The sequence below is a fragment of the Hydrogenophaga intermedia genome, from assembly GCF_000723405.1.
Taxonomy (GTDB): Bacteria; Pseudomonadota; Gammaproteobacteria; order Burkholderiales; family Burkholderiaceae_C; genus Hydrogenophaga; species Hydrogenophaga intermedia.
Window position 1 is genome coordinate 74,531 of the sequence record NZ_CCAE010000002.1, and the last position, 24,350, is coordinate 98,880.

Sequence of the window (24,350 nt, forward strand, 5' to 3'; positions counted from 1 at the left end):
CGCCTCTCAAAAATGCGCCAGGTAGCCGCCGTCCACCGCCACCACCTGGCCGGTGACGTAGCTGGCGGCGTCCGAGGCCAGGAACACCGCGGCAGCGGCGATTTCCTCGGGTCGGCCCCAGCGGCCGATGGACGTGCGCCGCTGCAGCCAGTCGGCCACGCCGGGGTCGTCCACCATGGCCGCGTTGGTTTCCGTGGCGAAGTAGCCCGGCGCAATGGCGTTGACCGTGATGCCGTGCGGCCCCAGCTCGGCCGCCAGCGCGCGGGTCATGGCCTCCAGGCCGCCCTTGCTGGTGGTGTAGGCCGCATCGCCGGCCCGCGCCAGCGGGCCGGCGATGGAGGTGATGTTGATCAGCCGGCCGTGGCCCTGACGCCGCATGGGCTCGCTGGCCTCGCGGCAGAGGTGCCAGGCGGCCACCAGGTTGGTTTCCAGCATCTCGCGCAGCGCCTGGGCGGGCAGGGCCTGCAGCGGTTCACGGCGGCGCTGGCCCACGGTGTTGACCACGATGTCGAGTCGGCTGCCCTCGGCCAGCACGCGGGTGATGGCGGCGCTGGTGGCGGCATGGTCGGTCACGTCGAAAGGCAGCGGGCGGGCATTCGGGCCGATGGTCTCGGCCACGGCTTGCAGGGCGGCTTCGTCGCGGCCACCGAGCCAGACGCGCGCACCGTGAGCGGCCAGGCCCTGGGCGATGGCCCGGCCCAGGCCGCGCGCCGCGCCGGTGACGAGGGCGGTGCGCGCCCCGAGATCGAACAGGGTGGCGGGGGAGGGCATGGCCGGGGATTATCCCGGCCCACCACGGTGGGCCAGTGCCGCGCTCAGGCCGCCAGCGCGGCCATGGCCGAGGCGGTGAACTCGGGCGCGTGCTCCGGGCCGTCAAAGGGCAGCGTGAAATAGAAGGTGCAGCCGCGGCCCGGCGCGGTTTCGCACCAGATACGGCCTTCGTGGCGTTCGATGATGCGCTGCGTCAGTGCCAGGCCGGTGCCGTTGCCCTCGAAATCCATCGAATGGTGCTGGCGCTGGAACATGACGAACAGGTTGTGTGCCTTCTCCAGGTCGAAGCCCGCGCCGTTGTCGCTGACGTAGAACATGTGCCCACCCACCGGGTTGACCTTGCACCCCACCTCGATGCGCGCCTTGGGGTGCTTGCGCGTGTACTTCACGGCGTTGTCGAGCAGGTTGCCCCACGCCTGGGCCAGCAGCATGGCGTCGCCGCGCACCATAGGCAGATCGGGCTCGATGACCCACTCGATCTGGCGCTGCGCGTTTTCCTGGCGCAGGTGGGCGATGACGCCATGCAGCAGCGGGCTCAGCGGCACGGGCTGCGACTCCACCGATACGCGGCCAAGCCGCGCGTACTCCAGCAGGCCCTCGATCATCTGGCTCATGCGCTTGGTCGATTTGCCGATGGACTGCAAGCACTGCTGGACCATGGCGTCCTCCGACTCACCGAGCTGCTCGTTGAGCAGGCCGGTGAAGCTGGAGATGTGGCGCAGCGGCGCGCGCAGGTCGTGCGAGACCATGTGCGAGAAGACGTCCAGGTCCTTGTTCGCGGCCACCAACTGGCGCGTGCGCTCGGCCACGCGCTTTTCCAACTCCCGATTGAGGTCGTTCATCACGTCTTCAAGGTTCTTGGCCGCGGTCATGTCGCGCGTGATGCACGAGAGGCCGCGCAGCTCGCCCTGCTCGTTGCGCAGCGCGGTCACCACCGAGTGGGCCCAGAAGCGCGAGCCGTCCTCGCGCAGTCGCCAGCCGCGCGATTCCCACTGGCCGTGCGACTTGGCCAGGCGCAGCACCTGGGCGGGATCGACCTCGTCCTCGCCAGCGTTGTCACTGCTCATCAGCGCGGCAAAGCTCTGGCCCAGGATCTGTGGGCGCGCGTGGCCGTGCAGACGCTGCGCGCTTTCGGTCCATTCGGTGATGCGGCCGCCATCGTCGACGAAATAAATGCAGTAGTCCTGCAGCGCATCGACCATGAGTCGATAGCGCTGCTCGCTGTCGTAGAGCTCGCTGGTGCGTTCGCGCACGCGGTCCTCGAGGTCGCGGTTGGCGTTGAGCACCAGTTCTTCGGTGCGGCGCCGCTCGCTGATGTCGTGCAGTTCGATGAAGATGCCCCGGACCTCCTCACCCTGCTGGTCGGGGATGTAGTGGATCTCGAAATAGCAGCGCTGCCCCCCGGCGTCCAGGCGCTCGGCTTCGAAGGTCTGGCGCTGGCCACTGAGAGCGGCCGCCACGCGCGGGAGGATCTCGGGCAGCACGTCGGGTCGGACCACATCGCTCAGGTGCGAGCCCACCATCTGATCGGGCCGCTTGCCGTAGCGTGCGGCGTGCGCCAGGTTGGCAAAGCGGCACACCAGGTCTTTGTCGTAGTAAGCGAGGCGCGCGGGGATGCGGTCGGTCACGCCGCGCAGCAAGGCTTCGGTGGGCGAGGCGACGGTGTCCGTGGGGGGCGAGGGTTCGGGGGCGGGCACCACCAGGCTGCTGCTGTGCAGGAAATGGCCATCGGTGTCGAGTCTGGCCGACGAGGTCATGCGCGCCCGGAACACTCTGCCATCGGCACGGCGCAGGCTCAGGTCGAGTGTCTGGGTTTCACCGGTCTGGCGCAGCAGGTCCAGGTGCAGGCGAACCTGCTGCTGGCTGCCATGGTCGGCGGGCTCGAACACGTCCGCCAGGGCGTGGGCCGGTGCGTCGGCGTGGCCGAGCCAGTGCAGCAGCGTGCCATTGGCGCGCAGGCAGTGCAGCTCGGCGTCCAGTGCGATCAAGCCGCAGGGGGCATGGTCGAACAGGCCGTCAGCGCTGTCGCAGGCGGGGCCGGTGAGGGGCAGGTCGATCTCCATGGAGGCTCCGATACGGTTGACTCGGCGAAAGGGGTCCTTGCCGGTAGATATCGGATGCCAAACGGAAAAATTCAGCCAGTCCGCCCAGCAATAGCGGGGTGTTTCCAGCGCATTTCTCCACGAAAAAGCCCCGCGGGCTCTCGCCGGCGGGGCTTGGTGTGAAGCGTTTCGGCTTACTTCAGGCCGGCGGCGGCTCGCAGCGTGGCTGCCTTGTCGGTTTTTTCCCAGCTGAACTCCGGCTCTTCCCGGCCGAAGTGACCGTAGGCGGCGGTCTTGCCGTAGATCGGGCGCAGCAGGTCCAGCATCTGGATGATGCCTTTCGGGCGCAGGTCGAAATGTTCCTGCACGAGTTGGGCGATTTGCTCGTCGGGGATGACGCCCGTGCCTTCGGTGTAGACCGTGATGTTCATGGGGCGCGCCACGCCGATGGCGTAGGCGACCTGGATCTGGCACTGACGAGCCAGGCCGGCCTTGACGATGTTCTTGGCCACGTAGCGCGCGGCGTAGGCGGCTGATCGGTCCACCTTGGACGGGTCCTTGCCGGAGAATGCGCCGCCGCCGTGCGGGCAGGCACCGCCGTAGGTGTCCACGATGATCTTGCGGCCGGTCAGGCCGCAGTCGCCCTGAGGACCGCCGATGACGAAGCGGCCGGTGGGGTTGATCAGGTATTTGGTGTCCTTGAGCCACTCCTTGGGCAGCACCGGCTTGATGATCTCTTCGATGATGGCCTCGTTGAAGCTGGCCTTCATCTTGGTGGGCGACTCGCTCTGGTCGGGCGAGTGCTGGGTGGAGAGCACCACGGTGTCGATGCTGTGCGGCTTGCCATCGACGTAGCGCATGGTCACCTGGCTCTTGGCATCCGGGCGCAGGAAGGGCAGGCGGCCGTCCTTGCGCAACTGCGCCTGGCGCTCGACCAGACGGTGCGCGTAGTAGATGGGCGCCGGCATCAGCTCGGGCGTCTCGTCGCAGGCGTAGCCGAACATCAGGCCCTGGTCGCCGGCGCCGGTGTTCAGGTGGTCGTCGGAGGCGTGATCCACGCCCTGGGCGATGTCGTTGGACTGCTTGTCGTAGCAGACCATGACCGCGCAGCCCTTGTAGTCGATGCCGTAGTCGGTGTTGTCGTAGCCGATGCGCTTGATGGTGTCGCGCGCGACCTGGATGTAGTCGACGTGGGCGTTGGTGGTGATCTCGCCGGCCAGCACCACGAGACCGGTGTTGGTCAGGGTCTCCGCGGCCACGCGGCTGCGCGGGTCCTGTTCGAAGATCGCATCGAGGATGGCGTCGGAAATCTGGTCCGCCACCTTGTCGGGGTGGCCTTCGGACACGGATTCGGACGTGAAGAGGAAATCGCTCGCCATTTAAACTCCTGAGGTTTGTCGGATCGGCGTTGCCGGTCTGTCAGAAGTCGGCGAACGCTTTAGCGGTATTTGTGAATCGCCCCGCAATCAGTTCATCAACTCGGCGATCCGGCGATTCTAGTGCAGCCGGTCGCGCTGGCACCCCTCCTTGGCCACGCTGATCCGTCTTTTCTTCACACTCGGCAGCCGCTTGCCACTGCCCGTGCTGCACGGCGCGGGGCTGCTGCTGGGCTGGCTGAGCTTCCTGCTGTCGCCGCGCTACCGGCGGCGCCTGATGGCCAACGCCCGCCAGGCCGGTATGCCGGCCGGCGTGGCCTGGCGGTCGGTGGCCGAGGCGGGCAAACTCGTGACCGAACTGCCGCGACTCTGGCTGGGCGCGCCGGTACCGGTGCGCTGGAACGGCGTCGAGCACATCGAGATCGCGATGGCCGCCGGGCGCGGGCTGCTGTTCCTCACGCCGCACCTGGGCTGTTTCGAGATCACCGCCCAGGCCTATGCCGCCCGCTTCGGCGCCGATCGACCCATGACAGTGCTGTTCCGCCCCGCGCGACAGCCCTGGCTGCGCGAGCTGGTGGACCATTCGCGCGAGCGGCCAGGCCTGCGCACGGCACCCACCACGCTGTCGGGCGTGCGCCAACTGGTGCAGGCGCTCAAGTCGGGCGAAGCCGTGGGGCTGCTGCCCGATCAGGTGCCGCCCAGGGGCCTGGGCGTCTGGGCGCCGTTCTTCGGGCGCGACGCCTACACCATGACCCTGTCGGCCCGCCTGGCGCGCTCGGCCGACACCCAGGTGCTGCTGAGCTGGGGCGAGCGCCTGCCCTGGGGCCAGGGCTACGTGGTGCACGTGCGCCCGCTGGCCGAACCGCTGCCGGCCGATCCCCTGGCGGCGGCTTGCGCCGTCAACGCGGCCATGGAATCCCTGGTGCGAGAATCGCCCGCCCAGTACCTGTGGTCGTACGACCGCTACAAGCAGCCGCGCTGATGCCGTCTTCCACCCCGTCCCCCGCGCCAGACACCGCGCCGCAGGCCCGCCTGAGCAACCGGCTGGGGTTGGGCGTCATGCGCCTGCTGGCGCGCCTGCCCCTGTCGTGGGTACGCGCCCTGGGCTGGGCGCTGGGCAGCGTGCTGCATGCGGTCGCCGCGCGCCGCCGCCGGATCGCGCGCACCAACTGGGCGGCCTGCTTCCCCGATCACTCCGAGGCCGAGCGCGACGCCGCCATCCGGCGCCATTTCGTCTATTTCGCCCAGGCCTGGCTGGACCGCAGCTGGCTCTGGGAGGCGCCGGGCCATGTGGTCAGGCACCGCCTGTTGCTGCGCGGCGACCTGGACGCCCTGGAAGGCCAGTCACCCACGGTGATCTTCGCGCCGCATTTCGTGGGCATGGACGCCGGCTGGACGGCGCTGACCGCGCACCTTTCGCGCCGCTTCTGCGGCCTGTACGCCGAGCAGCTCAACGCCGACGTGGACCGCTGGATGGCCGAGGGCCGACAGCGCTTCGGCAACCCGCACGTGGTGGGCAAGCGCCAGGGCCTGCGCGCACTGGCCACCGCCCTGCGCGAGGGCCTGCCGCTGTACCTGCTGCCCGACATGGACCATGGCGAGCGCGACGCGGTCTTCGTGCCGTTTTTCGGTGTGCCGGCGGCCACGCTCACGTCGCTGCCGCGGCTGGCGCGTCTGGGTGGCGCCCAGGTGGTGCCGGTGACGGCGCGGCTGGTGCCCGACGGCTACGAGGTCACGGTGCACTCCCCCTGGCTGGACTACCCCACGGGCGACGTGACCGCCGATACCGCCGAGATGAACCGCCGGCTGGAGGCATTCATCGCCGACATGCCCGAGCAGTACTACTGGGTGCACAAGCGCTTCAAGACGCGCCCGCCGGGGGCGCCGCCTTTTTATTTGATGTGACCACCCCCGCCGCGCTTTGCGCGACCCCCTCAAGGGGGCGACACCTGCGGCCCGGCAAAGCCGGTTCCGCGGTGTCTCCGGGTCAGTCCACTGCGTCCGGCTCGTCGTTGTCGGTCCCGTCGGCCGTGGCAGCCGGCTCGTGAGACCAGCGCCACAGCAGCGTCGCCACCTCGTCCAGCCCTTGCTTCTTCAGCGCTGAGAACAGCCGCGCCTCGCCACCGGCCGACTGCAGCTTGGCGATGGCCAGCGCCTTGTTGGCTTCGGTGCGGGTGAGCTTGTCGGCCTTGGTGAGCAGCAGCAGGAACTTCAGCCCCTGCTCAACGCGCGGGCGGATGGCTTCCAGAAGGGTCTCGTCGAGCTCGGTCAGCCCCAGGCGCGGGTCCACCAGCAGCACCACCGCCGCCAGATTGGGCCGCGTGAGCAGGTAGTTGCCCATCACGCGCTGCCAGCGCAGCTTGGCCTCGCGGGGTACCGCGGCGTAGCCGTAGCCCGGCAGGTCGGCAAGCACCGCGTCGGTGACGCCCTGCTTGCCCAGCGAGAACAGGTTGATGGCTTGTGTGCGCCCGGGCGTCTTGGAGGCGAAGGCCAGGCGCTTTTGCTGAGTGAGCGTGTTGATCGCCGTGGATTTGCCCGCGTTCGAGCGCCCGACAAAGGCGATCTCGGGCACCTCCAAGGCCGGGAGGTGCTCCAGTTGCGGGGCGGTGGTGAGGAAGCGGGCGGTGTGCAGCCAGCCATGGGCCAGGCGCGGGTCTCGGCCGGGGTCTGCAGCAGGGTTGTGGGTCATTGGGGAACCGGGTTGGGGGTGCATTGTAAAATCCGGCGGTTTTGTCCAGCCGAACATCGATTCGGCCCCCACGTATCCGTCGACCGCAACGACAGCCCGACATGAAATTGCATGCCTCCCTCCTGGTCGCTGCCGCGGCCGCCGCCCTGTCCCTGAGCGCAAACGCGCAGTCGGCCAAGCCCGACCTGGCCAAGGGCGCAGCTTCCTACGGCGCCGTGTGCGTGGCCTGCCACGCTGCCGACGGCAACTCGACCACGCCGGCCAACCCCAAGCTGGCGCAGCAGCACCCCGAGTACCTCGTCAAGCAATTGCAGGAATACAAGTCTGGCAAGCGCAAGAACGCCATCATGCAAGGCATGGCGGCTTCGCTGTCCGATGACGACATGCGCAACATCGCTTACTGGCTCGCTTCGCAGAAAGCCAAGGAGGGCTTCGCCTCCGACGCCGAACTCGTGAAGCTGGGCGAGCGCATCTACCGCGGCGGCCTGGCCGACCGCGGCATCGCCGCCTGCGCGGGCTGCCACAGCCCCAACGGCGCCGGCATCCCCTCGCAGTTCCCGCACATCGCCGGTCAGCACGCCGAATACACCGACACGCAGCTGCGCCACTTCCGCGACGGCACGCGCGCCAACAACGCCCAGATGATGGGCATTGCCGCCAAGATGACCGACCGCGAAATCAAGGCGGTGTCCGACTACATTGCCGGGCTGCGCTGAGCGTCGCGCGGCCTGTCCGCGCCCCCTCGGCCCGTCCGGGATATAAGCACCAGTTGATGTTTGGCCCCACAATGCGGCCCGCCCTCTGGTGAATTGAACCGCCGGCCTCGAATCCCATCTGAACAGGGCGCTTTCCGTTTCGGGACGCGCCTTTTTTTCTGCCCCCCACGCTTTCGTCATGACCGTCTCCACCCAAGGCCTGCAATTGCGCTCCGTTTCGCGGCGGCTGAGCGAATGGGTCGAGTTGCTGTCGTCGATGCGCTTCGCCATCTCGCTGCTGACGGTGATTTGCATCGCCTCGGTCATCGGCACGGTGGTCAAGCAGAACGAGCCCTTCAATAACTACGTCAACCAGTTCGGGCCGTTCTGGGCCGACGTGTTCGCGGCGGCGAACCTCTACACCGTCTACAGCGCCTGGTGGTTCCTGCTGATCCTGGCCTTCCTGGTGATCAGCACCAGCCTTTGCATCGCGCGCAACACGCCCAAAATCCTGGTCGACCTCAAGGCCTACAAGGAAAACATCCGCGAGCAGAGCCTCAAGGCCTTCCCGCACAAGGCGCAGGCCGAATTGTCCGAAGCGCCCGAAGCCGCCGCGAACCGGATGGGGCAGGCCCTGCTCGGCGCGGGCTGGAAGGTCAAGCTGCAGTCGCGCGAGACGCCGCAGGGCATGGGCTGGATGGTGGCCGCCAAAACCGGCGCGGCCAACAAGTGGGGCTACATCGCGGCGCACAGCGCCATCGTGCTGGTGTGCGTGGGCGGCCTGCTCGATGGCGACCTCATGGTGCGTGCCCAAACCTGGTTCAATGGCAAGCAGATCTATGAGGGCGGCGGGATGATCGCCGACGTGCCGGCGCAGCACCGCCTGTCCACCAGCAACCCCACGTTCCGCGGCAACCTGCTGGTCACCGAAGGCACGGCCTCCAGCACGGCCATCCTCACTCAGCCCGGCGGCGTGCTGCTGCAGGAGCTGCCGTTCTCCGTCGAACTCAAGAAATTCATTGTCGAGTACTACGACACCGGCATGCCGCGCCTCTTCGCCAGCGAGATCGTGATCCACGACCGCGAGACCGGCGAGACAAAGGAAGCCCGTGTGGAGGTGAACCACCCGGCCTTCCATCGCGGCGTCGCCATCTACCAGTCCAGCTTCGACGACGGCGGCTCGCGGGTGAAGCTCAAGGCCGTGCCCATCAACGGCCACGCCCGGTCGTTCGAGGTGGAAGGCAATATCGGTGGCTCCACCGAGCTCAGCAACGGCGATGAGAAGCTGGGCCTGGAATTCACCAGCCTGCGCGTCATCAATGTGGAGAACTTCTCGGCCACGGGCGGCGGGGCCGACGTGCGCAAGGTCGATCTGCGCGAGTCCATCGAAAGCCGCCTGGGCGCCGCGCACAAGACCGTGACCGAGAAAACCCTGCGCAACGTGGGCCCCAGCGTGACCTACAAGCTGCGCGATGCGGCGGGCCAGGCGGTGGAGTACCACAACTACATGCTGCCTGTCGAACTCGACGGCCAGCGCGTGTACCTGCTGGGCCTGCGCGACACGCCGCAGGAAAGCTTCCGTTACCTGCGCGTGCCGGCCGACGAGAACGACAGCCTGGATGGCTTCGTGCGGCTGCGCGCCGCGCTCGACGACCCGGCCATGCGCGCGGAGGCTGTGCGCCGCTACGCCGCTCAGTCGGTGGAGCCGGGGCGTGCCGACCTGGAACAGGCCCTGGTGGCCTCGGCCTCGCGGGCGCTGGCGCTCTTCGCGGGCGCGGAGCGCGTTACCGCGGTGGCCGATGCGGCCACCGGCGTGAATGGTGCGAATGGTGCGAACGGCGCCGCCGGCAGCGACCCCAAGGGCGGACTGCAGGCCGTGGCCGCCTTCCTGCAGTCCAACGTGCCCGACGCGGAGCGCGAGCGCGCCGGCGACGTGCTGGTGCGCATTCTCAACGGCACCCTGTTCGAGTTGCTGCAGCTCTGCCGCGAGAAGGCCGGCCTGGCGCCGCTGCCGCGCGACGAACCCGCCCAGCGCTTCATGACGCAGGCCGTCATCAGCCTGTCCGACACCTTCTTCTACCCGGCGCCCATGGCCTTCCAGCTCGCGGACTTCACGCACGTGCAGGCCAGCGTGTTCCAGGTGGCGCGCGCACCGGGCAAGACCGTCGTTTACCTTGGCTGCCTGTTGCTCATCATCGGCGTCTTTGCCATGCTCTACGTCCGTGAGCGCCGCCTGTGGGTCTGGCTGGCGCCGGCCGGGCAGGGCGCTCAGGCAGCCATGGCCTTGTCCACCAACCGCAAGACGCTGGACGCCGACCGCGAGTTCGACCAGCTCAAGACCCGATTGCTCTCCAGGTGACCGCATGAACACCACCACCGCTTCCCAGACCATCGAGCTCAAGAAGGCGTCCGGCGGCGCCGCACTGGCCCCGGGCTATTTCGCGCGCCGCGACCGCTGGGACTGGCTGTTCGCCGCGCTCGTGCTGGCCGGCGGCCTGCTGGCCTTCCAGCGCTACGGCGGCGCCATGGACATCTACGAGAAGTGGATCCTCGCCGGCGCCGTGCCCAGCCTGGCCTGCCTGGGCTGGTTCTGGCGCCCGCTGCGCCTGTTGTCGGTGGTGGTGGCGGCTTTCGCCCTGCTGGCCATCTGGCTTTATCAGGCGCCCGGCGGCGGGGCCGACCTGGCGCGCGGCGACCAGGTCTTCCTACTCAAGTACTTCATCTCCAGCCAGTCGGCCATCCTGTGGATGAGCGTGCTGTTCTTCATGAGCACGGCCTTCTACTGGCTGGGTATGTTCACCCGCGCGGGCGACACCTTCGAGGCCCTGGGCTCGCGCCTGGCCTGGGTGGCGGTGGGCCTGGCGCTCATCGGCTCGCTGGTGCGCTGGTACGAAAGCCATCAGATCGGCCCGGGCATCGGCCACATCCCGGTCAGCAACCTCTATGAGGTGTTCGTGCTGTTCTGCTGGCTGACGGCGGCCTTCTACCTGTATTACGAAGATCAGTACGACACGCGCCGCATGGGCGCCTTTGCCATGCTCATCGTGAGCGCAGCCGTGGGCTTTCTGCTCTGGTACACGGTGGTTCGCGAGGCGCACGAGATCCAGCCCCTGGTGCCTGCGCTGCAGAGCTGGTGGATGAAGCTGCACGTGCCGGCCAACTTCATCGGCTACGGCACCTTCGCCATCGCGGCCATGCTGGCCTTCGCCTACCTCATCAAGCAGAGCGCTGGTGAGACGCGCTGGTACAAGCTGGCGCCGCTGTGGCTGCTGGGCGTGGTTCTGTGCTTCGAGCCGCTGGTGTTCCGCCAGGGCGCCACGGACAAGGGCGGTGTCTACTGGTTCGTCTACTTCGGCGTGTCGGCCCTCATCGTCGGGGGCATCCTGTCGGTGCGCGGGCGCATCGCGGCGCGTCTGCCCGCCTTCGAGGTGCTCGACGACGTGATGTACAAGGCCATCGCGGTCGGTTTCGCCTTCTTCACCATCGCCACCGTGCTAGGCGCTCTCTGGGCCGCTGAGGCCTGGGGCGGCTACTGGAGCTGGGACCCGAAGGAGACCTGGGCGTTGATCGTCTGGCTGAACTACGCGGCCTGGCTGCACATGCGGTTGATGAAGGGCCTGCGCGGCACCGTGGCCGCCTGGTGGGCGCTGGTGGGCCTGGTCATCACCACCTTCGCCTTCCTGGGCGTCAACATGTTCCTGTCGGGTTTGCACAGCTACGGCGAACTCTGATTCCGGAACCGCGTAAGGTTTCGACGGATCAGACGACTGATGGGTCAGCGGGCGCGGCATCCTTCGCGCCCGCGCTCTTTCGGGGAACACTGCCATGATCATCCGAACCGACCGGGACGGTTTCGTCCACCCGCGCAGCAGCGAGATCACCTCGCGCGGCGCCTACCTGCAGCGCCGGCAGTGGCTGGCCGGCCTGGCCGCCGCGGGCGTGGCCTGGGCCTCGCGCGACGCCTGGGCACAGTCTGCCCAGCGGCCCGGCAAGCTGGCGCCGCTGCCGGGCAAGGCGTCCACGGTGGCCGGCGCCACCACGATGGAGAAGGCCACCAGCTACGAAGACGTCACCAGCTACAACAACTTCTACGAATTCGGCACCGACAAGAGCGACCCGGTGGCCTACGCCGGCAAGCTCAAGCCGCGGCCCTGGACGGTTGAGGTCGAGGGGCTGGTGAACAAGCCCGGCCGCTTCGACCTCGACGCACTGCTCAAGCTGGCTCCCATGGAAGAGCGCATCTACCGCCTGCGCTGCGTCGAGGGCTGGTCCATGGTGATTCCCTGGCAGGGCTATTCGCTGGCCGAACTCATCAAGCGCGTGGAGCCGCAGGGTAGCGCCAAGTACGTGGAGTTCGTGACCCTGGCCGACCGGCAGCAGATGCCCGGCTTGCGTTCCAACGTGCTCGACTGGCCCTACGTGGAGGGCCTGCGCCTGGACGAGGCGCAGCACCCGTTGGCGCTGCTGGCCTTCGGCATGTATGGCGAGGTGCTACCCAACCAGAACGGTGCGCCCGTGCGCCTGATGGTGCCGTGGAAGTATGGTTTCAAGAGCGGCAAGTCCATCGTGAAGATCCGCTTCGTGGAGCAAATGCCCCGCACCTCGTGGAACCTCGCGGCGCCGCAGGAATACGGCTTCTTCTCCAACGTCAACCCGACGGTGGCGCACCCGCGCTGGAGTCAGGCCACCGAGCGGCGCATTGGCGAAGGCAGCGGCCTGTTCGCCAAGCGCCGCGAGACGCTCATGTTCAACGGCTACGAGGCGCAGGTGGGCCAGCTCTACGCGGGCATGGACCTGCGCAAGTTCTACTGAGCATCATGAACCCACACGCTGAGCCGCTGCGCGGGTCGCTGCCCCCGAGGGAGCTGATCCGGCTTGGGGCCGCCCTGCGCCGGATCTCATGAGCCGAGCCGAGGTCCAGCGGGCCTTGTTGCACCCACTGGCCAAGCCGCTGGTGTTCACGGTCTGGCTGCTGCCCTTCGCCTGGCTGGTCTGGGCCGCAGTGGCCGATCGCCTGGGCGCGAACCCCGCCGAGGCGCTGATCCGCGCCCTGGGTGACTGGACCTTGCGCGCCCTGGTGCTGGTGCTGCTGGTGACGCCGCTGCGCGTGGCGCTGGGTTGGCCGGCGCTGGCACGCTTTCGGCGCATGCTGGGCCTGTTCGTGTTCTTCTACGCCACGCTGCACTGGCTGGCCTACGTCTGGTTCGACATGGGTTTCGACTGGGCCGAGGTGGTCGCCGACATCCCCAAGCGGCCCTTCATCCTGGTGGGCACGCTGGCCTGGTTGATGTTGCTGGCCTTGGCAGCCACCTCCTTCAACCGCGCCATCCGTGCCCTGGGGGCCCCGCGTTGGCAGCGGCTGCACCGCCTGGTGTATGCAGTGGCCGGGCTCGCGGTCCTGCATTTCTTCTGGATGCGGGCAGGCAAGAACGACTTCAACGAGGTCGCGGTGTACGCGGCCATCCTGGGCACGCTGCTGGGTTGGCGCGCCTGGCGGCGCTGGCGCGCGCATCAGGGCAGGGGCGTCTCCAGCCGCATCTGATCGGCAGCCGTTTCGCGCTGGCGGATCACCGTGGCCTGGGCGCCGTCGACCAGCACCTCGGCCGCGCGGCCGCGCGTGTTGTAGTTGCTGGCCATGCTCATGCAGTAGGCGCCAGCCGACAGCACGGCGAGCACGTCGCCCGGCTGCACGGCCAGCTCGCGATCGCGTCCCAGCCAGTCGCCGCTTTCGCAGACCGGGCCCACCACGTCCCAGGTGAGCGCGGTGGTATCGGTCCGCGATCGAACTGGTTCGATGCGGTGGTAGGCCTGGTACATCGCGGGGCGCGGCAGATCGTTCATGGCCGCATCCACGATCAGGAAGTTCTTGTGCTCGCCGGGCTTTTGGTAAAGCACCTCGGTGAGGCACACGCCGGCGTTGCCCACGATAGAGCGGCCCGGCTCGATCATGATCTGGCGATCGCCAAAGCCACGCACATCCAGACGCTGCAGCAGCTTCGCCCACAGTTCATCGGCAGCAGGCGGCGTGTCGCCGTGATAGTCGATGCCCAGACCACCGCCGAAGTCGATGTGATGAAGGCGGGTGCCCGTGAGCTCGATCGCTTCGACCAGGTCAAGCACGCGCTCGAGCGCGTCCAGGTACGGCCCGGCCTGCGTGATCTGCGAGCCGATGTGGCAGTCGATGCCGACCACGTCGAGGCTTTCACAGGCTGCGGCCTGGCGGTAGGTGTCGATCACCTCGTCGTGCGCGATGCCGAACTTGTTGTCCTTCAGGCCGGTGGAGATGTAGGGGTGCGTTCGCGCGTCCACATCGGGGTTGACGCGGATGCTCACGCGGGCGCGTCGGCCGGCGGCGCGCGCGACTTCGTCGAGTACGGCCAGCTCGGCGCGGCTTTCCACGTTGAAGCAGCCGATGCCGACTGCCAGTGCGCGGCGCATCTCGGCACGGGTCTTGCCCACGCCCGAGAAGATGATGCGCTCCGGCGCGCAGCCAGCCGCGAGCGCGCGCTCCAGCTCACCGCCCGAGACGATGTCGAGCCCGCAGCCCGCGCGCACCAGCGTCTGCAGAATGGCCAGCGACGAATTGGCCTTCATGGCGTAGCAGATGAGGTGAGCTCGCCCTGCGAGGCCGCGCTGGTAAGCACCCAGGGCCTGCAGCATGGCGGCCTTGCTGTACACGAAGAGCGGGGTGCCGTGGGCCCGGGCCAGGGCGTCGAGGCTCACGTCCTCGACGTGCAGTTCACCGTGGCGTTGTGTCAGGAAGGCGGGCAGGGGCATTGGCGGGCTTGGGTGTGGACTCGGGGGTTTTGGCGGGCGGCAGGTACAGCGGGCCCCTTTGTCCGCACGCCACCAAGCCCGACAGCACCAGCGACAAGGCCATGACCCGAGCGGGGCCGGAGCAGGAACCTAGAATGCGCAGCCACCCAAACATCCTGCGCATTGTAATGACCGACCTCGAATACCAGGATCGCGCCGAGGCCCTGTTGCGCGCCATCGAGCTGAACTGCGATCGCATCAACGAAGACACCGACGCGGACATCGACAACCAGCGCGTGGGCGGCATGATCACCCTGACCTTCGCCAACCGAAGCCAGATCGTCATCAACCTGCAGAAGCCGCTGCACGAGGTGTGGATGGCCGCGCGGGCCGGGGGCTTCCACTACAAACACGACGGGCGCGCCTGGATGGACACGAAGGGCAATGGCGAATTCTTCGCCAATCTCTCGCGCTACGCGAGCGAGCAATCGGGCGAGCCGCTGAACTTCAGTTTCTGAACAGGTCGAGGATGCTGCGCCGGTTCTCCACCGGTGGCAGCGGTGCCGGAACGGGCACGCCATTGGGATCGACCGTAGTGCCGTTGGGCGCCCCCGGCCAAGGGTCCGCCAGGCCCAAGCCGTGTACCCCGTTGCCCGGACCGTACTCTTCGTAGTACCACTCGCCACCGATGTTGACCACACCCGGCGGTGCGCTGTAGGTGGTCACGGGCACGTCCTTGAGCATCTCCTGCATGAAGGAAATCCACATCGGCAATGCGAGGCCGCCACCGGTTTCGCGGCTGCCCAGGTTGCGTGGCGTGTCGTAGCCCACCCAGGCTGCGGCGGCGAGCGTGGGCTGGTAGCCGACGAACCAGGCGTCTACCGCGTCGTTCGTGGTACCGGTCTTGCCGTACAGATCGGGCCGCTTGAGGATGGCCTGCGCGCGAGCGGCCGTGCCCGACCGGGTGATTTCTTGCAGCAGGCTGTTCATGATGAATGCGTTGCGCGGCTCTATCGCGCGCGGCGCGTTGTCCAGTGTGGTCTGCGGTGCCTCGAACAGCACGCGGCCCCGTGCGTCGGTCACCCGCGTGATGAGTACGGGTGAGACGCGATGCCCGCCGTTGGCGAACACTGAATAGGCCGAGACCATCTGCAGCGGCGTTACTGCGCCCGCGCCCAGGGCCATCGTGAGGAAGGGTGGATGCTTTTCCGCATCAAAGCCGAAGCGCGTCACCCAGCTCTGGGCGTTCTGTGTGCCCACCAACTGCAGGACGCGAATCGATACCATGTTCTTCGACTTCGCCAGCGCGCGGCGCACCGACATCGGACCATCGAACTGCCCATCGTAGTTCTTCGGCTCCCAGGGCTTGCCACCGGTTTCCGCTGCGGAATAGAACAATGGCGCGTCGTTGACCACCGTCATCGGCGTGAGGCCTTTTTCCAGCGCGGCGGAGTAGATGAAAGGCTTGAAGCTCGACCCCGGTTGACGCCAGGCCTGGGTGGCGTGGTTGAACTTGTTCTTGTTGAAATCGAAGCCGCCGATGACTGCTGCGATTCGGCCGTTGCGCGGATCCAGCGCCACGAAAGCGGATTCCACCTCGGGCAGTTGCGTCACGCGCCAGGATTTGTCGCCGACCCTGACGATGCGCACCACCGCACCCGGGCGCAGCTTGATGTTGGGCCCTGCCTTGTCCGACAGGCCGCTTTGCACCGGCTTGAGGCCTTCGCCGGTGATCTCGATCGGCTCACCGTCCTGGCGCATCACCACGACTTTGCGCGCACTCGCTTCCAGTACCACCGCCGACAGCAGATCGCCGTTGTCGGGGCGCTCGGCGAGGGCCTCGTCGATGGCCGTGTCGCGCTCCTGCGGGTCTTCCGGCAGATTGATGAACAGCTCGGGGCCGCGGTAGAACTGCCGACGCTCGTAGTCCAGAACGCCCTGGCGCACCGCACGGTACGCAGCCTCCTGTGCTCGGGGATCGATGGTCGTCGACACCACGAGTCCTCGCGTGTACGCGGCCTCGCCATACTGGGCCACGATTGCCTGGCGAACCATTTCGGCGGCGAACTCCGCGTGCAGGCCTTCTTCCTGCGCGCCACGATGCAGCTTGATCTCCTGCGCCTTGGCTTGCTCGGCCTGGTCGGGCGTGATGAAGCCGTTCTCCACCATGCGATCGATGATGTACAGCTGGCGCGCGCGGGCGCGCTTGGGATTGCGCACCGGGTTGTAGGCCGAGGGTGCCTGCGGCAGGCCCGCCAGCATCGCGGCTTCGGCGATGGTCACGTTCTGCAGCGGCTTGCCGAAGTAGATCTGCGATGCCGAGGCGAAGCCATAGGCCCGCCGGCCCAGAAAGATCTGGTTCATGTAGATCTCGAGAATCTGCTCCTTGGTGAGCATGTGCTCCAGCTTGAACGTAAGCAGCACCTCGTAGATCTTGCGCGTGTAGCTCTTCTCTGCGGACAGGTACACGTTGCGTGCCACCTGCATCGTGATGGTGGAGGCCCCCTGGCTTTTGGCTTCACGCAGGTTGGCCAACGCAGCCCGCACCATGCCGCGGTAGTCCACACCGCTGTGCTCGAAGAAGCGCGCATCCTCGATGGCCAGCACCGCGTTCTTCATCACATCGGGGATCTGGTCGATCGTCAGCAGGTTGCGTCGCTCTTCGCCGAATTCGCCGATGAGTTGCCCATCCACCGCGAGCACACGCAAGGGAAGTTTGGGGCGGTAGTCGGCCAGGCCGGTGACGTCGGGCAGGTTGGGATAGGCCACCGCCAGAGCGATTCCAACGGCCACCAACAAAGCTGCAACACCCGCCGCCGCCAGTCCGGCTACAGCCACCACCAAGCGACCGATCCAGATGAGTGTGCGAGGGGCCGCAGATACTGCCTTCGCAGTGCCTGCTTGAGAGGACTTGGATTCTTGGGGCATGCGAACTGAAACTGAAACGTCCCGCATTTTAGAAGTCGGCCTGGACGCCGACATTGAATCACCGGAACGGGTGGATGTGGGTGTCGGATCAGGTTTGTCGAAGGGCGTTCAGTCCGTCATGTCGGGCGCTTGTCCCGTCGGCTTTTGACAACGTTTCGAATTGTGCGTTTGGCAATAAATCTTTGCCGCTCAATGGGCTTACTGCTAGCATTGAAGTGATTTCTTAAGTCTGGTGTGGTAACGCGCCACGCGATTTGGGGGCCATCTTGATCTCAATGGGATCGCTTTTCAGCCGAGAACCGGCGCCCTTGCTGGGCATTGACGTGAGCACGTCGAGCGTCAAGCTCGTGGAACTCAGTCGCAACCGCGCGGGCGAGTTCGTGCTGGAGCGGTGTGCCATGGAGCCGCTGGAACGCGGTTGGATCACCGATGGCAACATCGAAAAGTTCGATGAGGTCGCCGATGCCGTGCGGCGTGTGGTCCGCAAGAGCGGCAGCAAGACCAGGAACGTGGCACTGGCCCTTCCCGCCTCGGCCGTGATCACCAAAAAAATCGTCCTCCCTGGTGGCATGAGCGACAAGGAGCTTGAGGCCCAGGTCGAGTCGGAAGCGAACCAGTACATCCCGTTCTCACTTGATGAGGTGAGCCTCGATTTCTGCGTGGTCGGTCCCAGCGCCACTTCCGTGGGCGACGTCGAAGTGTTGATCGCTGCCTCTCGCAAGGAGAAGGTCTCCGATCGCCAAGGTCTGGCTGAGGCGGCCGGGCTCAAGCCGGTGGTGATGGATGTGGAGTCCTACGCTTCCCGCTTGGCCGCTGGCCGGGTCATCGAGACATTGCCGAACCAGGGCGTTGACGCACTGGTGGCATTGTTCGAAATCGGCTCGATGACCACCAGCCTTCAGGTCATTCGCAACGATGAGGTGCTCTACGAGCGTGACCAAGCCTTCGGCGGCGGGCAACTGACTCAGCTCATCATCCGCCAGTACGGGTTTTCCCCTGATGAGGCGGAAGCCAAGAAGCGGTCGGGGGATCTGCCCGAGGATTATCAGAGCGCCGTGCTCGAACCCTTCATCGAGAGCATGTCCCAGGAGGTCGGACGTGCCCTGCAGTTTTTCTTCACGAGCACGCCATACAACAAGATCGATCACATCCTGCTGGCGGGCGGCAGTGCCGCCTTGCTGGGGTTGACCGAAGCGGTGACGCATCAGACCTCGTTCGCGTGCATGCTGATCAATCCGTTTGATGCCATGGAACTGGGTTCCTCGATTCAGGCGCGAAAGATCTCTCGCGAAGCGCCAGCCTATCTGACGTCCACCGGCCTGGCGCTGCGGAGGTTCTACCAATGATCCTCATCAACCTGCTGCCTCACCGTGAGGCAGCGCGCAAGCGACAGAAAGAGCAGTTCTACACGCAACTGGGCCTGTCGGCCTTGCTGGGCGGCATCATTGGTGGCGCCATCTTCACGTGGTATCAGGGGCAGATCTCCTCGCAGCAGGAACGCAACCTGTTTCTTACCCAGGAGATCGCCAAGCTGGACGCGGAGATCAAGGACATCGCGACCTTGCAGCAGCAGATTGCGTCCTTGCGTGCGCGCCAGACAGCAGTGGAGGACCTGCAGGCCGGGCGAAACCTGCCTGTGTACTTGTTGGAAGAACTCGTCAGTCAGTTGCCCGAAGGTGTTTTTCTGCGCTCGATGAAGCAGGAGAACATGAGCGTGCTCATGACTGGAACTGCACAGTCCCAGGAGCGCGTTTCCGAACTCCTGCGGAACCTCTCGAACAACAGCCCGGCCTTGACTCGCCCCGAGTTGGTGGAAATCGTATCGGCCAATGCCGCCATCAGTGGCGCCGATGCGCGCCGCGTGGCCAACTTCACCATGCGCGTGACATTGCGCAAACCAGCGGCAGCGCCGGCGACGCCCGCAACGCCAGCCACGGCGCCTGCCGCAGGCAAAGTCTGATCCAGGGTGGCGTAATGGCGAAGAAACCGAACATAAATATTGACCTGAAGGGCGTGCAGGACAGGCTGCGCGCCCAGTTCACGGGGCTTGATCCGAACGACCCGTCCATGTGGCCAGCGCTGCCACGCAATCTGCTGTTCGTGGCGGTCTGCGTGGGCGTTGTGGCGGCACTCTGGTTCTTCTGGCTCAAAGGGGTTGACGAGGAGCTGGTCGCGGAGAAGGCGCGGGAGGAACAGCTGCGCACCTCCTATCGAAGCAAGCTGGTGCAAGCGGTCAACCTGGACGCCCTGCGCAAGCAACTGGAGCAGGTGCAGCAGTACGTGACGCAGTTGGAAAAGCAACTGCCCAGCAAAGCCGAAATGGATGCCTTGCTCTCCGATATCAACCAGGCTGGCCTTGGCCGCAGCCTGCAGTTCGAGTTGTTCCGTCCGGGGCAGATCGTGGTGCGGGAGTACTACGCCGAACTCCCCATTGCCATTCGCGTTACCGGGAGCTACCACGACATCGGCCTCTTTGCTGCGGATATCGCCAATCTGTCTCGAATCGTCACCTTGAACAACCTCAGCCTCGCGCCCATTGCCAATCGCGAGGGGTATCTGACGATGGATGGCGTGGCCAAGACCTTCCGGTATCTCGATCCCGAGGAAGTGGCCGCGCAGCAAAAAGCGAAAGGGGCGAAGAAGTGAAGCGCCTCGCACCGTACTTCCTGTGTGCTTCGGTCGTTGTTCTTGCCGGATGCACGTCGTCCGGTCAGGACGAGTTGCGGTCCTGGATGCAGGCTGAGCGCAATTCAATCAAACCTTCGGTAAAACCCATTCCCGAGCCCACGCGCTTCGAGCCCCAGCCGTATAGTGTTGAACGTGAGACCCCGCCGTTCAGCACGGAGAAGCTGGCCAGCTTGCTGCGCGGTACACAAACGGCAACCGCAGCGAACGCCGCGCTGATCGAACCGGAACTGGCACGCCGGCGGCAACCGCTTGAAGCATTTCCCCTGGACTCCATGACCATGGTCGGCAGCCTGGACCGCTCTGGCCAGTTGGTGGCGCTCATCAAAGTGGATCGTTTGCTGTACCAAGTTCGTCAGGGGCAGTACCTTGGACAGAACTTCGGGCGCGTGACCCGCATCACCGAAACCGAGATTGCCTTGCGCGAAATCGTTCAAGACCCGTCGGGTGAATGGATCGAGCGCCCCACGGCGCTGCAGTTAGTAGAGGACGCTAAATGAACAAGCCAGAACAGGCGACCGCTGGAACAGCGTGGGGGCGGAGGATGGTCAAGGGGGGGCTGGTTCTCGGTCTCGTCTTGTCGGCGTGCTGGGCTCAGGCGCAAACCGCCATCCAGTCCGTGACCGGTGGCATCCAGAGTGGTGCCGAGGTGATCCGGATCAATCTGTCGGAACCACTGAAGGCGACGCCGTCGAGTTTTTCGGTGCAATCACCAGCCCGCATTGCGCTTGATTTCCCGGGCGTCGCCAATGCCATGGGGCGCAGCACGGTGGACATCAACGAGGGCAATCTCCGCTCTGCCACGGTGGTCCAGGCCGGTGACCGCACGCGCGTGGTGATCAACCTCAAGCAACCCGCGCAGTTCCAGACGCGCGTGGAAGGCAGCAGTCTGCTCGTGGTGATGGAGCGTCCGGAGGCGGTTACGGCGCAAACCAATCCGCCGACCCATTTTGCGGAGAGCCGCAATCTGGACGTTAGCGCCTTGCGCGACATCGACTTCCGTCGCGGTACCGGCAACACCGGCCGCGTGGTGGTCGAGTTGCCGAACAACCAGGTGGGCGTTGACATTCGGCAACAAGGTACTGGATTGGTCGTGGAGTTCCTGAAGAGCTCCCTGCCTGAGGGTTTGCGTCGTCGGCTGGACGTGACCGACTTCGGTACGCCGGTGCAATCGGTGACGACCACGCAGACCGGTGATCGTGTGCGCATGGTGGTGTCGTCGGTGGGTAATTGGGAGCACTCAGCGTACCAAAGCGACAACCAGTTCGTGCTCGAGGTGCGCGAGCAGCGGGTCGATCCGAACAAGCTCAGCCAGGGTCCCGGTTACACAGGCGAGAAGCTGTCGCTGAATTTCCAGAACATCGAGGTTCGCGCCTTGTTGCAGGTCATCGCCGATTTCACGAACTTCAATATCGTGACGTCCGACTCCGTCTCTGGTTCGGTGACCTTGCGCCTGAAGGACGTGCCCTGGGATCAGGCGCTTGACATCATCATGCAGGCCAAAGGTCTGGGTCTTCGCAAGTCGGGCAACGTGCTATGGATTGCACCGCGCGACGAGATCGCGGCGAGAGAGAAGCAAGAACTTGAGGCGCGCGCCACGGTGGAGAGCCTGGAGCAAGTCCGTACGCAGTCGTTCCAGATGAACTACGCCAAGGCGGCTGATATCGCCACGCAACTGACCTCAGGGACGGGGTCCGCCAGTGGTTCATCGAGCGGCTCTGGCAATGCGCGCATTCTGTCTCCTCGGGGCAGTGTGATCGCCGAACCGCGCACCAATCAGTTGTTTGTGACGGACATCCCTTCGCGCTTGGAGCAGGTACAGGGGCTGATTACCAAACTTGACATCCCGATTCGCCAGGTGCTGATCGAGGCGCGCATCGTGGAGGCCGACGACGACTTCAGCAAGTCCATCGGTGTGCGCCTGGGCGGCGGCGTCCGAGATTTCAGCGCCGGCTCCGCCAATGGCAATCCCGTGCGGGGCAACTTCGGCAGCAACTACTCGGCCGTGACAACCGGCCCAGCGCTGACGTCCTCGCCCTTTGTGAATCTGCCTGCTCTGCCGCCGTCCGGCCAAGCCGCGTCCTATGCCCTGTCGCTGTTCAGCCCGAACGCGTCGCGCTTCCTGGCCCTGGAGATCTCGGCCCTCGAATCCGACGGCAAGGGGCGAGTGGTGTCCAGCCCCCGCGTAGTCACGGCCGATCAGGTCAAGGCGCTCATCGAGCAGGGCACGGAATTCCCGTACCAGACGGCCACCTCCAGTGGCGCGACGGCCATCGCGTTCCGCAAGGCCAACCTCAAGCTCGAAGTGACGCCGCAGATCACCCCTGAAGGCAACATCATTCTCGACCTCGACGTGAACAAGGACACCCGAGGCGAGACCACGGCGGAAGGTATTGCGATCGATACCAAACATGTGCAAACGCAAGTGCTGGTCGAGAATGGCGGTACGGTAGTGATCGGCGGCATCTTCGAGCGTACCGAGCGCAACGAGATCCAGAAGGTGCCGCTGCTGGGCGACCTCCCTGGCGTGGGCAACCTGTTCAAGTCGCGCAACCAGCTGGATCAGCGCTCCGAGTTGCTGATCTTCATCACCCCGCGCGTTCTGGGGCGCACCGCCATCAACTAATTGAACGCCTCGCAGTCGGTTTTTCTGGTCGGGCTGCCAGGATCAGGCAAATCCACCGTCGGGCGCCAACTGGCCCGTCGACTGGGTTTGCCCTTCATCGACTCCGATCAGGTGATCGAACAGCGCATCGGATCGAGCATCCGGGCGTATTTCGATCGTGAAGGGGAGGCGGCGTTCCGGGACCTTGAAGCTCAGGTCATTGACGAAGTCACCGGTGGCCCCCAGGCGGTGGTGGCCACTGGCGGCGGTGCCGTATTGCGTCCGGAAAACCGTGCCTGTCTGCACGACCGCGGTCGTGTGGTGTACTTGCGCTCAACGCCGGAAGATCTCTTCCGCCGCTTGCGCAATGATCGTCACCGCCCCCTGCTGCAAGTGGCCGATCCTCTGGTCAGGCTCAAGGATCTGTACACCCTGCGGCATCCTCTGTATGCCGAGACGTCGCACTTTGCCATCGACACGGGTCGCCCTTCCGTGGCGACACTGGTCAACATGATCCTGATGCAGCTGGAATTGGCCGGATGGGTGTCCAACGGCTCACACAGCGGCCAGCCGCCGGCTCCTTGAACGTCTCGCATCGGGGCACGACGAGGGCCGGCATACACTCGGAACATGCTGCCCGCTGCTCCGATCACCAAGACACAACGCGTTCGCATCGACCTGGGCGATCGCAGCTACGACATTGACATCGGTGCCGACCTGATCGGTCGGAGCGAAACCTTCGCCGATGTGCCCCGCGCGAGTACGGGTGTGATCGTTACCAATGAGGTGGTGGCGCCCTTGTACCTGTCGACCCTGCGTGGGGCACTTCAGTCGCGCCACGAGCGCGTGCTGAACGTGGTACTGCCCGATGGCGAGTCTCACAAGCAGTGGCTCACCTTGCAGACCATATTTGATCACCTGCTTGAGGCCGGTTGCGACCGCAAGACCGTGCTCTACGCGCTCGGCGGCGGCGTGGTGGGCGACATGACCGGGTTCGCAGCTGCCTGCTACATGCGTGGCGTGTCCTTCGTTCAGGTGCCCACCACCTTGCTGGCGCAGGTGGATTCGTCGGTGGGAGGCAAGACGGGCATCAACCACCCCATGGGCAAGAACATGATCGGCGCCTTCCACCAACCCTTGAAGGTGGTGTGCGACCTGGACGTGCTGCGTTCGCTACCCGATCGCGAGTTCAGTGCCGGCATGGCCGAGATCATCAAGTACGGGCCGATCGCTGATATGGCCTTCCTCGACTGGATCGAAGACAACATCGATGCGCTCATGTTGCGCGATCCGATGAGCCTGGCGCACGCCGTGCGGCGAAGCTGTGAGATCAAGGCCCAGGTGGTGGGGGCCGATGAGCGTGAGTCAGGTGTGCGCGCCGTCCTGAACTTCGGCCACACCTTCGGCCATGCGATCGAGGCCGGCATGGGGTATGGCGCCTGGTTGCATGGTGAGGCCGTGGGCTGTGGCATGGTGATGGCCGCGCGGCTGTCGCAGGCCCTGGGCCTGGTCGATGCGGCCTTCGTGACGCGGCTGAACACCCTGGTCAAGCGGGCCGGGCTTCCGGTGGTCGCACCGGTGCTCGACCCTTCGCGCAACGCCGATCGCTACCTGGAACTCATGCGCGTCGACAAGAAGGCCGAGGCAGGCGAGATCCGCTTCGTACTGATCGACCCGCCGGGTCATGCTTCGCTCAGGCCGGCCAGCGACGCAGTGGTGGCCGACGTGATTGCGCGCAGTTGCCAGCCAGCATGAGTGCCGCCGGGCCGTTCCCAGGGCGCTCAGCTCCGCAGTGCGCAGCAC

Annotated in this window: 22 protein-coding genes; 15 read left to right on the forward strand and 7 right to left on the reverse strand. The window is 65.9% G+C overall.

The features are described 5' to 3' along the window. Positions 1–6: 6 nt before the first annotated feature. From BN948_RS01795 to metK, 3 genes are all read right to left on the reverse strand, one after another. The gene (locus BN948_RS01795; RefSeq protein ID WP_009516437.1) at positions 7–771 is read right to left on the reverse strand and encodes an SDR family oxidoreductase; all 765 of its coding nucleotides are present in this window, start codon (positions 769–771) and stop codon (positions 7–9) included. 44 nt (positions 772–815) lie between these two features. After that, a complete protein-coding gene (locus BN948_RS01800) occupies positions 816–2,834 on the reverse strand; it encodes a PAS domain-containing sensor histidine kinase (RefSeq protein ID WP_035620163.1) in 2,019 nt (672 codons plus the stop codon). Positions 2,835–3,007: 173 nt separating this feature from the next. Then, on the reverse strand, positions 3,008–4,192 hold the full coding sequence (gene metK / locus BN948_RS01805) for a methionine adenosyltransferase (protein WP_009516439.1): 1,185 nt from the start codon (positions 4,190–4,192) through the stop codon (positions 3,008–3,010). 148 nt (positions 4,193–4,340) lie between these two features. On the opposite strand from metK, the gene BN948_RS01810 reads away from it, so the two are divergent. Next, positions 4,341–5,171, forward strand: a complete 831-nt coding sequence (locus BN948_RS01810; protein WP_009516440.1) for a lysophospholipid acyltransferase family protein — start codon at positions 4,341–4,343, stop codon at positions 5,169–5,171. Beyond that, positions 5,171–6,094: an LpxL/LpxP family acyltransferase gene (locus tag BN948_RS01815; protein ID WP_009516441.1), complete on the forward strand. Its 924-nt coding sequence runs from the start codon at positions 5,171–5,173 to the stop codon at positions 6,092–6,094. The genes BN948_RS01810 and BN948_RS01815 overlap by 1 nt, the downstream gene beginning before the upstream one ends. Positions 6,095–6,176: 82 nt before the next feature. Here the strand turns inward: BN948_RS01815 and yihA are convergent, their stop codons facing one another. Then, complete coding sequence (gene yihA / locus BN948_RS01820; RefSeq protein ID WP_009516442.1) at positions 6,177–6,878, reverse strand: ribosome biogenesis GTP-binding protein YihA/YsxC; 702 nt, start codon at positions 6,876–6,878, stop codon at positions 6,177–6,179. Positions 6,879–6,979: 101 nt separating this feature from the next. Here yihA and BN948_RS01825 point away from each other — a divergent pair, with 101 nt between their 5' ends. From BN948_RS01825 to BN948_RS01845, 5 genes are all read left to right on the forward strand, one after another. Then, a complete protein-coding gene (locus tag BN948_RS01825; RefSeq protein ID WP_009516443.1) occupies positions 6,980–7,594 on the forward strand; it encodes a c-type cytochrome in 615 nt (204 codons plus the stop codon). A 178-nt stretch (positions 7,595–7,772) separates the two neighbouring features. Continuing rightward, entirely contained in the window at positions 7,773–9,932 is a 2,160-nt protein-coding gene (locus BN948_RS01830) for a cytochrome c biogenesis protein ResB (protein WP_009516444.1), read from the forward strand. Between the two features lie 4 nt (positions 9,933–9,936). Then, entirely contained in the window at positions 9,937–11,304 is a 1,368-nt protein-coding gene (gene ccsB, locus BN948_RS01835) for a c-type cytochrome biogenesis protein CcsB (RefSeq protein WP_009516445.1), read from the forward strand. 94 nt (positions 11,305–11,398) lie between these two features. Beyond that, positions 11,399–12,385 carry a protein-methionine-sulfoxide reductase catalytic subunit MsrP gene (gene msrP / locus BN948_RS01840; protein WP_009516446.1) on the forward strand — a complete coding sequence of 329 codons (987 nt, stop codon included), beginning with the start codon at positions 11,399–11,401 and terminating at the stop codon, positions 12,383–12,385. Positions 12,386–12,473: 88 nt separating this feature from the next. Next, positions 12,474–13,115 (forward strand): protein-methionine-sulfoxide reductase heme-binding subunit MsrQ, encoded by a 642-nt coding sequence (locus BN948_RS01845; RefSeq protein WP_009516447.1) that lies wholly within the window; start codon positions 12,474–12,476, stop codon positions 13,113–13,115. On the opposite strand, the gene lysA is transcribed toward BN948_RS01845, so the two are convergent. Continuing rightward, positions 13,085–14,350, reverse strand: a complete 1,266-nt coding sequence (gene lysA / locus BN948_RS01850; protein ID WP_009516448.1) for a diaminopimelate decarboxylase — start codon at positions 14,348–14,350, stop codon at positions 13,085–13,087. The genes BN948_RS01845 and lysA overlap by 31 nt on opposite strands. After that, the gene (gene lptM / locus BN948_RS27530; protein WP_335589143.1) at positions 14,313–14,636 is read right to left on the reverse strand and encodes an LPS translocon maturation chaperone LptM; all 324 of its coding nucleotides are present in this window, start codon (positions 14,634–14,636) and stop codon (positions 14,313–14,315) included. The genes lysA and lptM overlap by 38 nt, the downstream gene beginning before the upstream one ends. On the opposite strand from lptM, the gene cyaY reads away from it, so the two are divergent. After that, the gene (gene cyaY, locus BN948_RS01855) at positions 14,518–14,847 is read left to right on the forward strand and encodes an iron donor protein CyaY (protein WP_035620284.1); all 330 of its coding nucleotides are present in this window, start codon (positions 14,518–14,520) and stop codon (positions 14,845–14,847) included. The two genes, lptM and cyaY, sit on opposite strands and share 119 nt — an antisense overlap. Here the strand turns inward: cyaY and BN948_RS01860 are convergent. Beyond that, the gene (locus tag BN948_RS01860; protein WP_050980592.1) at positions 14,837–17,257 is read right to left on the reverse strand and encodes a penicillin-binding protein 1A; all 2,421 of its coding nucleotides are present in this window, start codon (positions 17,255–17,257) and stop codon (positions 14,837–14,839) included. The two genes, cyaY and BN948_RS01860, sit on opposite strands and share 11 nt — an antisense overlap. Positions 17,258–17,523: 266 nt before the next feature. On the opposite strand from BN948_RS01860, the gene BN948_RS01865 reads away from it, so the two are divergent. Genes BN948_RS01865 through aroB form a run of 7 tightly spaced genes read left to right on the forward strand, consistent with a single transcriptional unit; the run spans position 17,524 to position 24,302 of the window. Then, on the forward strand, positions 17,524–18,603 hold the full coding sequence (locus tag BN948_RS01865; protein ID WP_035620287.1) for a pilus assembly protein PilM: 1,080 nt from the start codon (positions 17,524–17,526) through the stop codon (positions 18,601–18,603). Then, entirely contained in the window at positions 18,600–19,217 is a 618-nt protein-coding gene (locus tag BN948_RS01870; protein ID WP_009516452.1) for a PilN domain-containing protein, read from the forward strand. Before BN948_RS01865 ends, BN948_RS01870 begins: the two co-directional genes overlap by 4 nt. Before the next feature lie 14 nt (positions 19,218–19,231). Then, entirely contained in the window at positions 19,232–19,903 is a 672-nt protein-coding gene (locus BN948_RS01875; protein WP_009516453.1) for a type IV pilus inner membrane component PilO, read from the forward strand. Beyond that, positions 19,900–20,442, forward strand: a complete 543-nt coding sequence (locus BN948_RS01880) for a pilus assembly protein PilP (RefSeq protein ID WP_035620168.1) — start codon at positions 19,900–19,902, stop codon at positions 20,440–20,442. The genes BN948_RS01875 and BN948_RS01880 overlap by 4 nt, the downstream gene beginning before the upstream one ends. Further along, the gene (locus BN948_RS01885; protein WP_009516455.1) at positions 20,439–22,568 is read left to right on the forward strand and encodes a type IV pilus secretin PilQ; all 2,130 of its coding nucleotides are present in this window, start codon (positions 20,439–20,441) and stop codon (positions 22,566–22,568) included. Before BN948_RS01880 ends, BN948_RS01885 begins: the two co-directional genes overlap by 4 nt. Beyond that, positions 22,569–23,132, forward strand: a complete 564-nt coding sequence (locus tag BN948_RS25990) for a shikimate kinase (RefSeq protein ID WP_081921855.1) — start codon at positions 22,569–22,571, stop codon at positions 23,130–23,132. It abuts the gene before it with no gap. Positions 23,133–23,177: 45 nt separating this feature from the next. Continuing rightward, entirely contained in the window at positions 23,178–24,302 is a 1,125-nt protein-coding gene (aroB, locus tag BN948_RS01895; RefSeq protein ID WP_009516457.1) for a 3-dehydroquinate synthase, read from the forward strand. Positions 24,303–24,350 lie beyond the last annotated feature (48 nt).

Excerpts from the sequence above, each read along its gene's own strand:
- BN948_RS01795 (WP_009516437.1), bottom strand. The coding sequence starts at position 771 with ATGCCCTCCCCCGCCACCCTGTTCGATCTCGGGGCGCGCACCGCCCTC.
- BN948_RS01800 (WP_035620163.1), bottom strand. The coding sequence starts at position 2,834 with ATGGAGATCGACCTGCCCCTCACCGGCCCCGCCTGCGACAGCGCTGAC.
- metK (WP_009516439.1), bottom strand. The coding sequence starts at position 4,192 with ATGGCGAGCGATTTCCTCTTCACGTCCGAATCCGTGTCCGAAGGCCAC.
- BN948_RS01815 (WP_009516441.1), top strand. The coding sequence starts at position 5,171 with ATGCCGTCTTCCACCCCGTCCCCCGCGCCAGACACCGCGCCGCAGGCC.
- yihA (WP_009516442.1), bottom strand. The coding sequence starts at position 6,878 with ATGACCCACAACCCTGCTGCAGACCCCGGCCGAGACCCGCGCCTGGCC.
- BN948_RS01825 (WP_009516443.1), top strand. The coding sequence starts at position 6,980 with ATGAAATTGCATGCCTCCCTCCTGGTCGCTGCCGCGGCCGCCGCCCTG.
- BN948_RS01830 (WP_009516444.1), top strand. The coding sequence starts at position 7,773 with ATGACCGTCTCCACCCAAGGCCTGCAATTGCGCTCCGTTTCGCGGCGG.
- ccsB (WP_009516445.1), top strand. The coding sequence starts at position 9,937 with ATGAACACCACCACCGCTTCCCAGACCATCGAGCTCAAGAAGGCGTCC.
- msrP (WP_009516446.1), top strand. The coding sequence starts at position 11,399 with ATGATCATCCGAACCGACCGGGACGGTTTCGTCCACCCGCGCAGCAGC.
- BN948_RS01845 (WP_009516447.1), top strand. The coding sequence starts at position 12,474 with ATGAGCCGAGCCGAGGTCCAGCGGGCCTTGTTGCACCCACTGGCCAAG.
- lysA (WP_009516448.1), bottom strand. The coding sequence starts at position 14,350 with ATGCCCCTGCCCGCCTTCCTGACACAACGCCACGGTGAACTGCACGTC.
- cyaY (WP_035620284.1), top strand. The coding sequence starts at position 14,518 with ATGACCGACCTCGAATACCAGGATCGCGCCGAGGCCCTGTTGCGCGCC.
- lptM (WP_335589143.1), bottom strand. The coding sequence starts at position 14,636 with ATGCCGCCCACGCGCTGGTTGTCGATGTCCGCGTCGGTGTCTTCGTTG.
- BN948_RS01860 (WP_050980592.1), bottom strand. The coding sequence starts at position 17,257 with ATGCCCCAAGAATCCAAGTCCTCTCAAGCAGGCACTGCGAAGGCAGTA.
- BN948_RS01870 (WP_009516452.1), top strand. The coding sequence starts at position 18,600 with ATGATCCTCATCAACCTGCTGCCTCACCGTGAGGCAGCGCGCAAGCGA.
- BN948_RS01875 (WP_009516453.1), top strand. The coding sequence starts at position 19,232 with ATGGCGAAGAAACCGAACATAAATATTGACCTGAAGGGCGTGCAGGAC.
- BN948_RS01885 (WP_009516455.1), top strand. The coding sequence starts at position 20,439 with ATGAACAAGCCAGAACAGGCGACCGCTGGAACAGCGTGGGGGCGGAGG.
- aroB (WP_009516457.1), top strand. The coding sequence starts at position 23,178 with ATGCTGCCCGCTGCTCCGATCACCAAGACACAACGCGTTCGCATCGAC.